This is a genomic window from Alteromonas sp. R7, assembly GCF_055755235.1.
This window is the reverse complement of sequence record NZ_JBVTQX010000002.1, coordinates 579,545-594,075: the sequence shown is the minus strand read 5'-3', so window position 1 is coordinate 594,075 and position 14,531 is coordinate 579,545. Positions and strand designations below refer to the sequence as shown.

Below are 14,531 nucleotides of genomic sequence, written 5' to 3'. Positions count from 1 at the left end.
AAACTTACTCTACTACTTCCACTTGGTAGCGCCCGGTCACAATGTTGCGCTCTGTATCTTCGGATACTTGCCCGAAAGGAATGAGTGCCGGACCCGTAGGATCATAGAGCACGTAAACGTCGCCATCGTACTCTATGGTTCGGTCATCTGCCATGGGGGTTAATGCAATTCCAAGCAAGGCGTGGTTGGGCAGGTAAAGCACAATCATCTTTGTAGTAGGTAAAAAAGCTCTTACCATTGAAGACGCTAACACTGCTTTACTGTCACAGTCCCCTAGGTTCTGCATAAGCACACTTATGGGCGGCGCATACCCAGAGCCATTACTCACTACTCTATCTTCTAACGTGTCGTAAGGGATGCTTTGCAGCCAACTGAGAATTAAAGAAAAATAGGCTCTTGAATCTGACTCAGACGCGACTTTCTCGTAAAACGCTTGAGAAACGGACACCAAAGGTTTTACTGACTCAGAGATGTAACGCAGGTGATCTGGCTTTATGGCACTTTGGTTAAATAAAGTCGTAAAGCGCGTGAAGTAATGTTCATGCAAGTAGCTATCGTAAGCGTTTTGCTGTACGTCACGTAAATGCGCTTGAACGTCTTCTATTTTATCTTCGTCAGTCCCCGACACTTTAATATTAATGGCTTCTCTCATGGGCTTGATTGTTACTTTTGCGTCCTTGGGGTCGATAGCCTTTGCTGCTTTGGTCAACGCAACAGTCACGTGTCGCTGTGCTATTTTGGGCTTGTAATTAGTTTGCCTTAGCGGCAAGTCTTCAATTGACTCAAAGGGAATTTCAAACTTGAGGTTATGTCGCTGCTTCGCACCGTCAATCCATTCGTAATAGAACTGCATGCCGGTATCAGTCTTCTTTCTTTTGAACTCGAGTTGTTCAGAGAGCGCATGCTGAACATGGAAAACCACAAGGGTCGTTGCGAGGCCAAGGTATCTCGTTACCTTACTAATAAAGCGCCAAATGTTCTTTTTTTTCGAGTTAGTGTGAAGCTTCATTGTTATCGTTGGGTTAACTCAATAATTGATCACTCATTTTGTGAGTATGCGCGTGAAAATGAAAAAAACAAGGCAAAGGCTATTTTGAAGCCTTTGCCTTGGGTCGTGCCAGCCCATTACCCTAGCAAAGGGCAGTGGGCGTTAATAATGCATTGAGAGACCTTGGGATTGTGCTACTTGATTCAAAAACTGTCGATTAGTGGGTAAACCACTGAGTTGTTGCTGAGTACTTTGTACATGTTTTGCGTAGGCCTGCCGCTGTTCAGGAGTGTGCAAATTGGCTTGATAGACATCATTGTACTGCGACCTGAATCCCATGCCGTATAGAACAAACAAATAGCTGGCCGCGGGGAACAATTCCTCACGAAGTTCAAAATCAGATGAAATAGGGCTGCGGCTTTTCCACAGGGTTAGCCAATCTTGTAACTGGGTGGAGCAGCTCTCTTGGTTCCGCATATCACGCCAGTACGCAGAAGCTTCACGTTCACTCAACACATAATGAAGCTTTAGGAAGTCGACTATTCTTTCCCATTTTTTTTCGAAAGCCTGATTAAACTGTCGACCAGCCGCTTGGCATTCTTTATATGTTCTAGGCAGTTGTTTTGCTATGTGGGTGGCAGATAATTCAATCATGACAAGCGCCGACGCTTCCAAAGGTTCTAGGAAGCCAGCAGATGTGCCGATGGCGACACAATTCTCTACCCAAAGCGTTTTACGGTAGCCCGGTGAGAATGTGATCTTTCTCGCTTTGCTAACATCCACATCAGCGGTTTTCTTGTCGTGCTTTAAGTAGGTCTCCAGTGTTGCTCTTGCTTCATCTTCACTGCAATGCGCTGAGCTATACACGTATCCCACACCTTTTCTCGAAGGCAAACCAATGTCCCAAATCCAGCCACTGTCTTGAGCTGTTGAGTGTGTGGTAGAGGCAATATCAACTGAGCTGTCAACGTAGGGAGCTTGGATTGCGATAGCACTGTCGTTGGCCAGTACGTTGGAGCAAGATGTTAAGGGGATACCATAGTGCTGACCAATTAACCTTGCCGCAAAGCCTGTACAATCTATGAATAGATCACCAGTAATATTACCGTGTTCACGACCCACTATTGCAGCAATAGGTTCTGAAGATGAGCCAACCACATCATCCACATGATCCACAATATGTTGAACACCTAAAACCGTTGTCGCGTGCTTTTGAAGTAGGGCTGCAAACTTGTTTGCGTCAAGGTGATAACCATAGTTTGCAATGCCAGCATACGCAGGCGTTTGACGCTGCTTGGGTGCGAGGTGATGGTCGCATAACGCGGCCTGGGAACATACAGCATGTGCAAAATCTTGCTCTGCTGCGTAGCTTTGCCACCATGCTGCTACGTCGCTTTCAAAGTACCTAAATGGCAGGCTGAAAGGGTGGTAGTACTGATGTTCAATGGTGTCTGAGCGCCAATTGTGAAAACTGGTACCCTGCTTAAAAGACGCATTGCACTGGGCTAAAAAGGTTTCTTCACTGATACCAATTTTAAGAAGCGTACTGCGCATAGTAGGCCACGTCCCTTCGCCTACACCCAATATACTGACATCTGGTGACTCAACTAAGGTGACACTAATATTGTCATCGTGCTTGTGCGTTACAGCGATGATTGAAGCGGTTAACCAGCCAGCGGCACCACCACCTACAACAACAATACGACGAAGGGGGCTATTCGCTTGATGCATATTTTTCCCAAAGCCTACTTTATGAAAACAAAATGTTAACGATTTGGTTTTTCTTAAATGTATATTAAATGGGGCTTAAATGTAAGTGGAAACGTTTACATAATTAGTCGGTAGTCAGGAAATAACGCAATTAACTACGAGTACAGGCAGCATTGTTTACTGCCAATAATACAGAGGGAAATTATTGGGGCAGATGTTGGTAGTCGGTTGGGAAATTGCGGCAGAGCAATGTTGAAGAGGAGGTAAGTAGAAGCCGACGTTCATAAACGGCAAAGCTGGTACAGAGCCCCTTTATTTACACAAAGGGGCAGGAAGGGATTATTGGTACCAGTTTAGTTCGTCACGTAAACTAACAACTGAACCGACGATAATAAGTGTAGGAGGCTGTAATTGCGCCTCTTCTTGCTTAGCCACAATATTGCTCAGCGTGCCTGTTAGTACCGCCTGCTTTTCGGTAGTCGCCGATTGAACTAAAGCGATAGGCGTATTGGCATCAAGACCGTGTTCAATGAGCTTTTCGCAGATAATCGGCAAGCCTGTCAAACCCATATAAAACACAGCGGTTTGATTTTTCTGTGCAAGGGCAGGCCAGTTGAGGTCGATAGTGCCATTTTTTAGGTGACCGGTGGCAAATACCACAGACTGTGCGTGATCGCGATGAGTAAGTGGAATGCCAGCATAGCTAGACGCCCCGCTTGCGGCGGTTATGCCGGGAACTACCTGAAAGTCGATGCCGTGCTGAATAAGTGTTTGAATTTCTTCTCCACCACGTCCAAATATGAATGGGTCGCCGCCTTTTAAACGCACCACACGATTGCCTTTTTTAGCCTCATCAACCATTAATTGGTTAATGTCGTCTTGGGGAAGCGTGTGATTGCTTTTAGCTTTCCCAACATAGATTTTCTCAGCGTCACGGCGTACAAGCTCAAGAATTTGCGGCGATACCAAGCGGTCATAGACTACCACGTCGGCCTTTTGCATTAAGCGCAATGCGCGAAAGGTGAGAAGGTCGGGGTCGCCAGGGCCTGCTCCTACTAAATACACTTGCCCTTCTACTTTTTTGTCTTGAGCGGCGGCTTGCAATGCTAATTCAAATGCATCATCGGCTTTTTTGTCTTGGCCCTTTTCTACCATTTCAGCAATGTCACCATCGAGCACGTCTTCCCAGAAGTATCGACGAGCGGTAACGCCATTAAGCGTTTGCTTTACTTTGTCGCGAAATTTTTCAGAAAACGCGCCCAATCGACTTAAGTTAGCAGGCAGTACAGTCTCTAACTTTTGACGTAAATAACGAAGCAAAACAGGCGCTACACCACCACTACTCATAGCAATAACGATAGGAGAGCGGTCAACAATAGAGGGGGTGATGAATTGGCAAAGCGGCGTATTGTCCACCACGTTCACCAACACTTTGTTAGCGCGCGCTAAGTCGTGAATATGTTGATTAACATCGCCTTTATCTGTGGCAATGAAGACCATATCTTTATGGGTGAGATCACTATTTTCAAACTCTCGTTCAATAAGTGTTACTTTCTCATTTTGCGCCAATTGCTTCACCGTATCGCAAACCCAAGGCGCCACTACAGTGATGGTCGCAGGTGTCTTCATAATAAGCTCTAGCTTACGGGCTGCTACTTCACCAGCCCCAACAATTAGAACATTGAGTTTTCTGGCGTCTAGGAATAACGGAAAGTAATCCATAAAGGTTTTCTTAGCTTCAAATACAAAAAAAGAACTGACACTATTTTGCGCCAATTCTTTTTAATTAGAAAACAACGAAAACAGCCTTTATATTGCTATTAGTTATATAAAGGCTGAATGTGTTGCTATTTAGTTCTTACGCTTACGGTTTTCGCGATCTCCGCGATTAGGACGGTCTTCACGATTGCCGCGAGGCGCTCTGTCACCACGGTTACCACGATCGCCACGACCTTTAGCCGGCGGTGTATCTGACCATTCGCGAATGTTTAAACGCTGACCGGCAACACGGGTGCCCTGTAGCGTATCGCGCGTTTCCTTCGGCATGCCTTCAGGAAGGTCTACCGTGCTGAAGTTGTCATAAATTTCGATAGCGCCAATGTGCTTCGAATTAATATTCGCTTCGTTCGCAATAGCGCCCACGATATTACCAGGCTTAGCGCCGTGAACATGACCCACTTCAATACGGAAGCGCTGCATGCCTTCTTCAGGTTTGCGGTTTCCACGAGGTACTCGCGGCTTTCTCTCACGACCGTCACGAGAGTTGCTGTCGCGGCTATCACGCGGAGGCTTGCTGTTGATATCAGGGCGATCTGATTCTTTAAGAATTAACGGCTCATCACCTTGCGCAATTTTAAGTAGCGCAGCCATTAAAACTTCAGGAGAAGCTTCGTTTTCTTCTTTAATCATCTCAACGATTGGCATTAATGACTCAATGCTATCGTCTTGCGCTGCTTCGGCAACTGACTGCTTAAAGCGGCTCAAACGGGTTTCATTTATCTCGCTAATTGAAGGAATTGGCATCGCTTCAATAGGTTGCTTAGTGGTTTTCTCAATCGAGAACAACAAGCGCTTTTCACGGTGAGAAATAAACAAGATTGCATCACCTTGACGTCCAGCGCGACCAGTACGACCAATACGGTGTACATATGACTCACTATCGTACGGGATGTCGTAGTTGATAACGTGGCTTACGCGCTCAACGTCAAGACCACGGGCTACTACGTCGGTAGCAACAAGGATATCAATTTTACCCTGCTTAAGCTTTTCAACAGTACGCTCACGGGCTGCCTGAGGAATATCACCGTTTAGCGGCTCTACATCGTAACCACGAGCAGATAGTTTATCTGCTAGTTCAACCGTAGCGGTTTTAGTACGAACGAATATGATCATACCGTCGAACACTTCCACTTCCATGATGCGGGTTAGCGCTTCAAGTTTGTGGTGCGGTGCGATTTGGCAGTAACGCTGGCGAATTGTACTCGCGGTGCTTACCTTAGACGCAATTTTAACGTGCTTAGGATCTTTTAAGTAACGCTGAGTGATCTTCTTAATTGGGCCAGGCATAGTTGCTGAGAATAAGGCCGTTTGGCGCTCTTCTGGTGCGTGGCTAAGAATAAGCTCAACATCATCAATGAAGCCCATGCGAAGCATTTCATCAGCTTCGTCTAGAACTAGGAACTTAAGCTCGCTTAAGTCTAGTGTCTTACGCTTAATGTGGTCGATGATACGGCCTGGTGTACCCACAACCACTTGAACGCCGCGTTTAAGCTGGCGAATTTGATTGTCGTACGACTGACCGCCGTATACTGGAAGTACTTTAATTTTTTGACTAAAGCTCGCATAAACCTGAAACGCCTCTGCAACCTGAATAGCTAGTTCACGGGTTGGGGCCAATACCAGTAATTGCGGCTTACGTTGCTCAGGATCGATATTTGCCAACATAGGCAGGGCAAACGCAGCGGTCTTTCCTGTCCCTGTCTGTGCCTGACCGAGTAGATCGTGCCCTTCAAGTAAAAGAGGAATACTCTCTGCTTGAATAGGAGACGGTTTCTCGTAGCCAACTTTTTCAAGGGCTTGTAAGATAGGTTCTGGTAAATTGAGGTCTTTAAATGTCATGTCGACAGTTGTGGTCATTAAGGGTCCTGGTGCATTAAGTAAGGAGGGTGCGGCATACGATTAAACCGTACTTTTTCGGTTTATTATCGCAAGACGCTATACAGCGATGAACTGGCCTTTCGGGCGAGTTTATGAAGCGTATTCGTAGCGTATTTCGCGATATGCTTGCCAGCAGTGTTGCAAAAAACCATATTATATTCGAATAATGGACAGGTTGCCACGAAATTGCACAGTTTAGATGAAATAATAGACAGTACACCATGCGCTATTTTCAATGTGTAGCGATGTGACAATAAAAAGTTGAGGTAGGGCAAGGAATTACAATGACAAAAATGAAACCCAATACATTACTTAAACGCACAACGTTAGCGGTAATGCTGACCAGCGCGCTTTTATCTGGATGTAGTGAAAAATCAATGGAGAGCCATTTGGCAGATGCAAGGAACTACGCCTCTTCTCAACAAATCGACGCCGCCATTGTTGAATATAAAAATGCCATTCAAAAAGCGCCCGATGCCGCAGCACCGCGCTTCGAACTTGGCAAGCTGTACTTGCAGCAAAGTAATTTTTCAGCTGCTGAAAAAGAACTCAACAAGGCAATGGAACTTGGGCATCCTGTTAGCCAAGTCATTCCTTTATTGTCGGTCGCTTACCAACAGTCAGGGGCAGAAAATGCGCTGGCCGAAGTAGATTATCGCGCAGAAGGGATGTCAGCAGTTGAATCAGCCGAAGTGGGTTTTTATAAGCTACAGGCTTTAATGCAGCTAGGTAAAAACGAAGAAGCTCAAACGCTACTGGCTGATTTATCAACCCTAGATACGAGCTCAGTCTACAAAGGCCTTATTGACAGTTATGCCTTTGTTTTAGACAACGACATGGATGGAGCGCTAGCCGCCACCGAGAAGCTGCGAGAACAAGCCCCCACCAATAAAGACGTGCTACAACAGCTAGCAAAAATTTATCTTCAAAAAGGTGAGCCGAGTAAAGCTGCCGAGGTCTACGGCGTGTATGTGAGTCAGTATCCAGACGACGTAACCAGCAAATTTGCCTATGCAGCACTACTGATTGAGATAAGAGAACTCGATAAAGCAGAGCCTATTGTTGATGACTTGTTAGCTCTTAATGAAAATCATCCGCTGCTTAACACCTTTAAAGGAATTATTGAGTCGGCCAACGAAAATTACGCAAAAGCCTTAAAACACCTAGAGATAGCCGTTCAAAACGGCAGAAGTGACCAAGTGGTGCGCTTGGTTGCGGGCTTTAGCGCTTACCAAATACAAGATTTTGAAGCTGCGCAACGTCACCTTACAATGGTTGCGTCTAGCCTTCCCGACAATCATCCAGGCCTTCGCATGCTGGCAGACAGTATGTTGCAGTTAGGTGAGAACGATGAAGCGCTAAAAGTGTTAGCCAGAGTGAAAGGTGAAGAAGGTGTTGATGCTGCGTTATTCTCAAAAGCTAGTTACCAGCTGTTAAAAGACGGCAATGTGGTTGGCGCTAAGCAAATGGTGGAAAAATCTGAAGCGGTGAGTACCACGGCAGAGGATCTCTCTCGTTTGGGTGTGCTGCAATTGTCGTTAAACGATGTCGATGGTCTTGTGAATCTTGAACAGGCCGTTGAACAGTCGCCAGAATCAGTGACGTCACAAGCCACGTTACTACGAGCTTACATTGCTACCAACCAGTTGGAAAAAGCAAAAAGTGCTGCCAAAGAGTGGCACGAACAATCGCCTGACACCGCCGCGCCGCTTATCTACTTAGGCAATATCGCTACCGCAGAAGGAGCTTATCAAGAAGCCGCCCAATACCTTGATAAGGCAAGCAAACTGAAAGGTGCTGAAAATGAGGTGGTATACTCTCGCGCAAAACTACTGGTAGCAGAAGGCAAAAAAGACGACGCGATTTCCTCTCTTCGCGCGTTCATTGATAAGAACCCTGCCGATGTGCCTGCGCTGGCGTTGTGGTTTGCGTTAGCCACTGAAAAAGGTAACGCAGAGCAAGTAATTAAACATACCCAACAACAGTTTAACGCTAAAAAAGGCGACCTGAATTTAAGGCTTTTACTTGCAAGAATGTATTCGCTTAATAATCAGCTTGATAAAACGGTTTCGCTTTTAGCTGATGTAGAAGGGAATGAAGCGTCACCGCAAGCGTTTTGGAATCTAAAAGGCCAAGCGCTCATCGCAACTAACAATTTGAAAGATGCGACAGCATTCTTTGATCGCTGGCTATCGTTTTACCCTCAAGATAAAAACGCGGTATTGGGGAAATTGTTAATTGTTGATTCGCAAAAGCAATTTGAACAGGGGCTAACATTAATAAATAAGGTATTAGCTAAACGTCCTGACGCACAGCTAACTTTATTGAAAGCATACTTCCACAGCCGTCTGGGTCAGGCTAAACCTGCGTGGGACATAATAAATAGTACCGCTGAAGAGGTGAGAGCGCTGCCGTTTGTAAGAGGTGTGATTGCGCGTTTGTATCTTATTGATAAAGCGCCAGAGCAAGCGGTAGAGCATGCAAAAGCTGCTTATGACGCCACGCCAAACTCTGACAATGCTTTGTTATTAACGGCAGCGTTGGAGATGTCGGATAAAAAAGCTCAGGCCCATACGTTCCTTGAAAAACACGTTCAGATGCACAGCAACGACATCCCAAGTGCAATGCTGTTAGCCGAGCGTCAAATTGGCAAAGACCGAGCAGCAGCCATTAAAACTTATGAACAGGTGCTAGCTAAAACGCCAGATAATTTTGTCGTATTAAATAACCTGGCGTTTTTGGCGCTGGAAGATAAAAAACTTACCCGAGCAGAAGAGCTCGCTAAAAAGGCCGTATCACTGCAGCGTGAGAACGCAGACGCCGCGGACACGCTAGCGCAAATATACATTGCTAAAGGCGACAAAGCCGCAGCGCTTAAACTGTACGAGGAAGTCGCTGCACGTCCTATTGCGAACGACGACGTATATTTAAATTATGTGAGTGTATTACTTGAACTCGATAAAAAGGCGCTCGCCTCGCGCAAGCTGGCAAGCCGAGAGTTTAAGTCAGAGGCAGCCAAGCAAAGAGCGGAGTCACTTAAGCAGCAATACGGGCTTTAGACTCGCCCGGGCGTATCTTGCTTTAGCCTAAATCTAGGCATCACCATTTTTGAGAAACTAAAAAGGCCACATCACTGTGGCCTTTTTCAATTGCGCTATTCGGACAGAACGCACTTAGCTGGTTTTGTTTACCGTGCTATTTTGATTATTAGCGGCAAGCTGTGCCTTCAGCTCTCGTAGTTCTTTCATTACATCTTGAAGGGTTGGCTCTACGTTCCCTTGGGCAATTTGCTCTTCAAGTAAGGCGGCTTCTTTTTCTGCTCGTGCTTTTTCGTTTTCTCTTTCCATCACGTTCACCACGATCCCAATCACCATGTTCAAGAACGCGAACGCTGTAAAGAAAATAAAGGTAAGGTAGAAAATCCAGCTTAGCGAGTAAACCTCCTGAGTCTCGTACATTACATCGGTCCAATCTTCGAATGTCATAATTCTAAAGAGCGTTAGCATCGAGATAGTGATATCGCCCCACAGCACGGGATTGATGGTTTCGAATAAAGTACTGCCTATAGCTGCGTAAATGTAGAAAATGATAAACATCAACAGCATGACATATGCTAATTGGGGCAGTGCTTTAACCAAAGAAACTAATAAGATCCTGAGCTCGGGAATGATCGAAATCATACGCAATACGCGGAACACACGCACCAAACGGGCGATAAGTGCCAGTTCGGTATCGTCTGCCGGAATGAGACTAATAACCACAATCAGTGTGTCAAACCAGTTCCAAAAGCTCTTGAAAAAGTAGCGTTTACGTTTTTCAGCCAAAAAACGAATGGTGATTTCTGTTAGAAAGAAGGCACTGATAAACCAATCTAAAAATAGTGTTACTGACGACATGCCAGCTGGCAGTTCATAGGTCTTGGCACCTACGAGTAGCGCTGAAATAACAATAACGCTTATTACAAAGGCTTCGAACCATTTATTGGCTCGAATGCGCTCAAATTTATTTTGAAGTTCAGAGGCTTGCATTTCTATTTATCACTCAAAGAAAAACCGAATAGCCAAAGGGCTTGTGGTAAGCGCCATTGGCTGTATACTAAATAATCAGAAGTGCAGCGTACGCGCACTTATTGCATACAAATGTAGGGGCACAACGGGCGTTTTAAACCTGTCTCGTCGCACGTTACCTAAACGTTTATCAAGCCGAATACACAGGCTTAAAAATAAAGGGCATAATCATGGATGATGAATTACGGTTGTTGCAAGAGAAATTGCATCGTGTAGCGGAACGCTTGTCTAACTTCGCGCCCACAAAGCAAAATGCAGAAGCCTTGCGTATGGAATATCGCCAACTGCTAAGCGCACTTAAGAAATATACACCTACATCGCCAACTTAATCATCATTAACATAGCCCTTTTTCGCGACTCAGCATCGCATTTCTTCAGGTGTCATATTATCTCAGGCATAAAAAAGGGCAGCACTGGCTACCCTTTCTTTCACTATTGAGCATGTACTAAACGCTCAACTATCCAATGCTAATCATTGGTGTTGGTTTCTGCTGGCTTAAGACCACGGTTGATCATAGCCACATCTTCACCTGTCAATGTACCTGCCGCTTGCTTAAGCGTAACCACTGACTGAATAAAGTCATAGCGTGCGCCCGCAAGGTTACGACGTGCATCGAACAGGTTACGTGTGCTGTCTAGCACGTCAACAATGGTACGTGTACCTACATCAAAACCTGCTTCTGTTGCTTTAAGGGCGCTGTCTGCTGAGACCACTGACTGCTCTAAAGCACGAATCGTTGAGATTGACGCTTTTACATTGTTAAACGAGCTGCGAATAGACTGCACAGTTTGACGATAAGTCTGTTCAGCTGCTTGGCTTGCTGCAACATAGTTAAACTTAGCTTGGTCGGTTTGCGATGAAACGCGAGAGCCTTGATAGATAGGCACATTCAATTGAACCGCAACTGACTGACTATCAAGATAAGGTGTTTCAAACTGTAAGAACGGGTTTGAAATATCGTCTTTGCTTCGCGATGCGTTAGCTGTTAAACCAAGGGTAGGTAAGTGACCCGAGCGCGCAATTGAAATATCTTCTTTCGCGATATCCATAGCAAGTCTGTCAACCAGAAGTGCTAAGTTTTTATCCTGCGCAGTTTCTAGCCACTCATCGACAGCCGCTGGCACAGGCATAGTTGCGGCAAAATTCTCTGTGTTTAGCCCAAACAAACGATCGTGATATTTACCTGTAATTACGCGAAGCGCTTCAAGAGCAAATTCAAGCTGGTTCTTTGCTTGGATTTCCTGCGCCACCGTGCTGTCGTAATTGGCCTGAGCTTCGTGTACGTCAGTAATAGCCGTTAAACCCACTTCAAAACGCTGGCGAGTTTGTTCTAACTGGCGCTCAATGGCACGTTTTTCAGCGCCCACAAATTCAACATTGTCACGTGCACGTAGTACGTCAAAATAAGCAGTAACCGTACGCACAATAACGTCTTGCATGCTAGCGGCAAGCTGGGCGTCGCTTTGCTCGGCCACTTTTTCAGCGCGATCCAGCCCTAGCCAGTTTGCGTGGTCGTAAAGTGACATTTGTACCTGCAAACCATAATCGATAGTGTCTACGTCTGTTTCAAATACCACAATTTGAAGGTCATCAGCATTAGCACCTAACGTTTGTGCACGTTCAGCTGTAGAAGTTGTATAGCCTACCGAGCCAGATATCTGTGGTAGAAGGTTTGCGCGGCTAATACTAATCCCTTCAAACGCTGCATCACGTTGCGCTTTCGCTTGGTTTACCAATGGGTCGTTCGCCAGTGCTTGTTGATATACCTGCATAAGGTCATCGGCCAGCGCACCCGTTGTCATCGAAACTCCGATAACCAGCGACAGAAGTGTTCGTTTCATGCTTACGTCTTCCTGTTGTGTTCAAGTTGCGTCGTCATTCGCTCTAAGGGACGACTTAATAAAACCAAGTGTATGAAAATTCAACCACAAACCGAAAGTCCAAACTCGTAACAGTATTTGATTAACTGTAACAGAATATGTGATCTACCCACGCAATTATTATAGTAATAGACGACTTGTAATATGATTTTCTGTTATTCGCTCACACCCCGTTATGCATTTTTAACGCATATACATGGTTGGTGTGTAAATGTACTATGTATGATAAATCTATTTGAACCATAAGTGTCAGCAAATGAGCAAGGAATTCCTTTCATTTACCTCAAATGACGTCGAAATCACTGACATTAAGCCAGTGTATCGTGGTTTCTTTACCATGAATCAGTATCAATTTAAGCACAAGTGTTTTAATGGAGAGTGGAGTGATACCGTCACGCGAGAAATATTTGAACGCGGTCATGCAGTAGGCGTTTTGCCTTACGATCCAGTTCTTCAAGAGTTTGTGCTAATCGAGCAAGTAAGAATTGGGGCATTAGCCACATCTTCAAGCCCTTGGTTGATAGAAATTATTGCTGGCATGATTGATGAAGGTGAAACACCTGAAGCGGTATGCCATAGAGAGTCTATGGAAGAGGCGGGTATCACGTTAGATAAATTAACGAAAGCATTGAGCTATTTGTCTAGTCCGGGCGGGACCACAGAAAGATTACATATTTTTATTGCAAAGACCGACGCTAGCCAAGCGCATGGTGTGCACGGCCTGGAAAGTGAGTCTGAAGATATTAAAGTGCATCGCATTAAAGAGAACACAGCCCTTGAATGGTTGGAGAATGGCCATATTGACAACGCCGCAGCGGTAATTGCGCTACAATGGTTCTTTATGCACAAAACACAACTTCTGGAGCAGTGGCAGACATCGTGACTCAACGCAACCAACGAAAATATGTACCTCATCTTCCTTCCATGCAGGCGCTTTGCGAACTGAACTACTCCCATGTTCTAAGAATTTTGCCTGATTGCGATACGGAAGATTTGAGCTATGAATTTTCGGTAGGAGTGGGCCTGTCTTATGAAATACGCATTGTGGAGTCTGCTCGCTACACCAGTACATTAAGTATTAAGCAAACCACTAAAGACATGCCGTCTTACTTAACGCCTAGTATGACGGTGCGCCTATATCACGACGCTCGCATGGCGGAGGTTATCAATAGCCAAAATACGGGAGCGCTCGAACCCTCTTACGAGTATCCGAACTTAAAGATGCGCCAGCGCAACGAAAAGCATATGGTGAACATCTTTTTAGCTGAGTGGCTAAACTTCTGTTTGCAACACTCCTCAAATGTTACCTCTGAAGCGTGATTACACTTATACAACTCAGTGATTGCCACTTACTGAAAGATAAAAATAAAACGGGATATGCGGGTATAGCGCCCTATAAATCGCTAGCACGCGTGCTCAGTAGCGTTCGGGAATATGTTGTTGATAGCGTTGATATTAAAAATTACGTTGCTCAAAAAGCTGCCAGCGAGCCAGAACAGAGAGCAAAGCACCAAGTAATTGTGCTAGTGACTGGGGATATTAGTGGCGATAATTCACCTGAGAGCTACGAGCATTTTATCGCATTGATGGAGCAATATATTGAGCCAGCAAATATAGAATGGTTTGTGCTGGCGGGTAACCACGATAATAATCCGTACTTTGAAAAATATCTTAGCAGCCGTTATTTAAAGAGCAATGACCCGATAAGCTTTCCCAATTGGCAAATACACGGCCTGGATACCCGCGCTATAACCAATAAGCAAACGGCAGCCGGGGAAGTAAAAGAAAGCGATATACAGGCGCTAGAACAAGCGCTAATTAGGTCACCACAGGCCAATCATCTCGTTGCACTTCATCACCACATATTGCCTTCAAACAGTTGGATGGATAAGCACTCGTTAGCTAACGGGCAACAGATAGCCGCGTTAATAGACGAACATCCACAAGTGAAAGCTGTCATTCACGGCCATGTGCATTCGCCATTGCGCCAGCAAATAGGAGTGAACAAAACGCTTTCTTACGCAAGCCCATCTACCTGTTGGCAATGGGAAATGCGTCCCGAATTCGGTGTTAGCAATGAAGCGCCAGGGTATCAGGTGATGAGCTTAATGGATGGTGGCTCGGTGGGCGTTAAGGTTGTTCGGGTTTAGCTTTCGCGCTCTTTGCTTAAGCGTGGCTGTTTTGGAAGTATTTGGCGTTAAGAACAGTTTTGAACTCTCATCGAGTCC

Annotated in this window: 11 protein-coding genes; 5 read left to right on the top strand and 6 right to left on the bottom strand. The window is 45.4% G+C overall.

Annotation, left to right across the window (positions count from 1 at the left end; genetic code table 11):
* Positions 1-4: 4 nt before the first annotated feature.
* From AC0J2X_RS05370 to AC0J2X_RS05355, 4 genes are all read right to left on the bottom strand, one after another.
* Positions 5-1,009: a hypothetical protein gene (locus tag AC0J2X_RS05370; RefSeq protein ID WP_435787127.1), complete on the bottom strand. Its 1,005-nt coding sequence runs from the start codon at positions 1,007-1,009 to the stop codon at positions 5-7.
* A 141-nt stretch (positions 1,010-1,150) separates the two neighbouring features.
* Positions 1,151-2,719, bottom strand: coding sequence for a tryptophan halogenase family protein (locus AC0J2X_RS05365; RefSeq protein ID WP_283627159.1), 1,569 nt, complete (start codon positions 2,717-2,719; stop codon positions 1,151-1,153).
* 318 nt (positions 2,720-3,037) lie between these two features.
* Positions 3,038-4,420 (bottom strand): siroheme synthase CysG, encoded by a 1,383-nt coding sequence (gene cysG / locus AC0J2X_RS05360; RefSeq protein WP_069943717.1) that lies wholly within the window; start codon positions 4,418-4,420, stop codon positions 3,038-3,040.
* A 129-nt stretch (positions 4,421-4,549) separates the two neighbouring features.
* Positions 4,550-6,334, bottom strand: coding sequence for a DEAD/DEAH box helicase (locus AC0J2X_RS05355; protein WP_472995836.1), 1,785 nt, complete (start codon positions 6,332-6,334; stop codon positions 4,550-4,552).
* Between the two features lie 305 nt (positions 6,335-6,639).
* Between AC0J2X_RS05355 and prsT the strand changes: the two genes are divergently transcribed.
* Positions 6,640-9,414, top strand: a complete 2,775-nt coding sequence (gene prsT, locus AC0J2X_RS05350) for an XrtA/PEP-CTERM system TPR-repeat protein PrsT (protein ID WP_081333954.1) — start codon at positions 6,640-6,642, stop codon at positions 9,412-9,414.
* Positions 9,415-9,528: 114 nt separating this feature from the next.
* On the opposite strand, the gene AC0J2X_RS05345 is transcribed toward prsT, so the two are convergent.
* Positions 9,529-10,383 carry an ion transporter gene (locus AC0J2X_RS05345; protein ID WP_061439458.1) on the bottom strand — a complete coding sequence of 285 codons (855 nt, stop codon included), beginning with the start codon at positions 10,381-10,383 and terminating at the stop codon, positions 9,529-9,531.
* Between the two features lie 209 nt (positions 10,384-10,592).
* Here AC0J2X_RS05345 and AC0J2X_RS05340 point away from each other — a divergent pair, with 209 nt between their 5' ends.
* Entirely contained in the window at positions 10,593-10,751 is a 159-nt protein-coding gene (locus AC0J2X_RS05340) for a hypothetical protein (protein ID WP_014997260.1), read from the top strand.
* A gap of 139 nt (positions 10,752-10,890) precedes the next feature.
* On the opposite strand, the gene tolC is transcribed toward AC0J2X_RS05340, so the two are convergent.
* Positions 10,891-12,264, bottom strand: a complete 1,374-nt coding sequence (gene tolC / locus AC0J2X_RS05335; RefSeq protein WP_049587315.1) for an outer membrane channel protein TolC — start codon at positions 12,262-12,264, stop codon at positions 10,891-10,893.
* 295 nt (positions 12,265-12,559) lie between these two features.
* Here tolC and nudF point away from each other — a divergent pair, with 295 nt between their 5' ends.
* The 3 genes from nudF to AC0J2X_RS05320 are packed head-to-tail and all read left to right on the top strand — an operon-like array spanning position 12,560 to position 14,453.
* Positions 12,560-13,186, top strand: a complete 627-nt coding sequence (gene nudF / locus AC0J2X_RS05330) for an ADP-ribose diphosphatase (protein ID WP_049587314.1) — start codon at positions 12,560-12,562, stop codon at positions 13,184-13,186.
* Entirely contained in the window at positions 13,183-13,623 is a 441-nt protein-coding gene (locus AC0J2X_RS05325; RefSeq protein ID WP_014975631.1) for a DUF1249 domain-containing protein, read from the top strand. Before nudF ends, AC0J2X_RS05325 begins: the two co-directional genes overlap by 4 nt.
* Positions 13,620-14,453, top strand: a complete 834-nt coding sequence (locus AC0J2X_RS05320; protein ID WP_061439460.1) for a metallophosphoesterase — start codon at positions 13,620-13,622, stop codon at positions 14,451-14,453. Before AC0J2X_RS05325 ends, AC0J2X_RS05320 begins: the two co-directional genes overlap by 4 nt.
* Positions 14,454-14,531 lie beyond the last annotated feature (78 nt).

Coding starts and splice junctions, on each gene's coding strand:
- AC0J2X_RS05370 (WP_435787127.1), bottom strand. CDS start 1,009: ATGAAGCTTCACACTAACTCGAAAAAAAAGAACATTTGGCGCTTTATT.
- AC0J2X_RS05365 (WP_283627159.1), bottom strand. CDS start 2,719: ATGCATCAAGCGAATAGCCCCCTTCGTCGTATTGTTGTTGTAGGTGGT.
- cysG (WP_069943717.1), bottom strand. CDS start 4,420: ATGGATTACTTTCCGTTATTCCTAGACGCCAGAAAACTCAATGTTCTA.
- AC0J2X_RS05355 (WP_472995836.1), bottom strand. CDS start 6,334: ATGACCACAACTGTCGACATGACATTTAAAGACCTCAATTTACCAGAA.
- prsT (WP_081333954.1), top strand. CDS start 6,640: ATGACAAAAATGAAACCCAATACATTACTTAAACGCACAACGTTAGCG.
- AC0J2X_RS05345 (WP_061439458.1), bottom strand. CDS start 10,383: ATGCAAGCCTCTGAACTTCAAAATAAATTTGAGCGCATTCGAGCCAAT.
- AC0J2X_RS05340 (WP_014997260.1), top strand. CDS start 10,593: ATGGATGATGAATTACGGTTGTTGCAAGAGAAATTGCATCGTGTAGCG.
- tolC (WP_049587315.1), bottom strand. CDS start 12,264: ATGAAACGAACACTTCTGTCGCTGGTTATCGGAGTTTCGATGACAACG.
- nudF (WP_049587314.1), top strand. CDS start 12,560: ATGAGCAAGGAATTCCTTTCATTTACCTCAAATGACGTCGAAATCACT.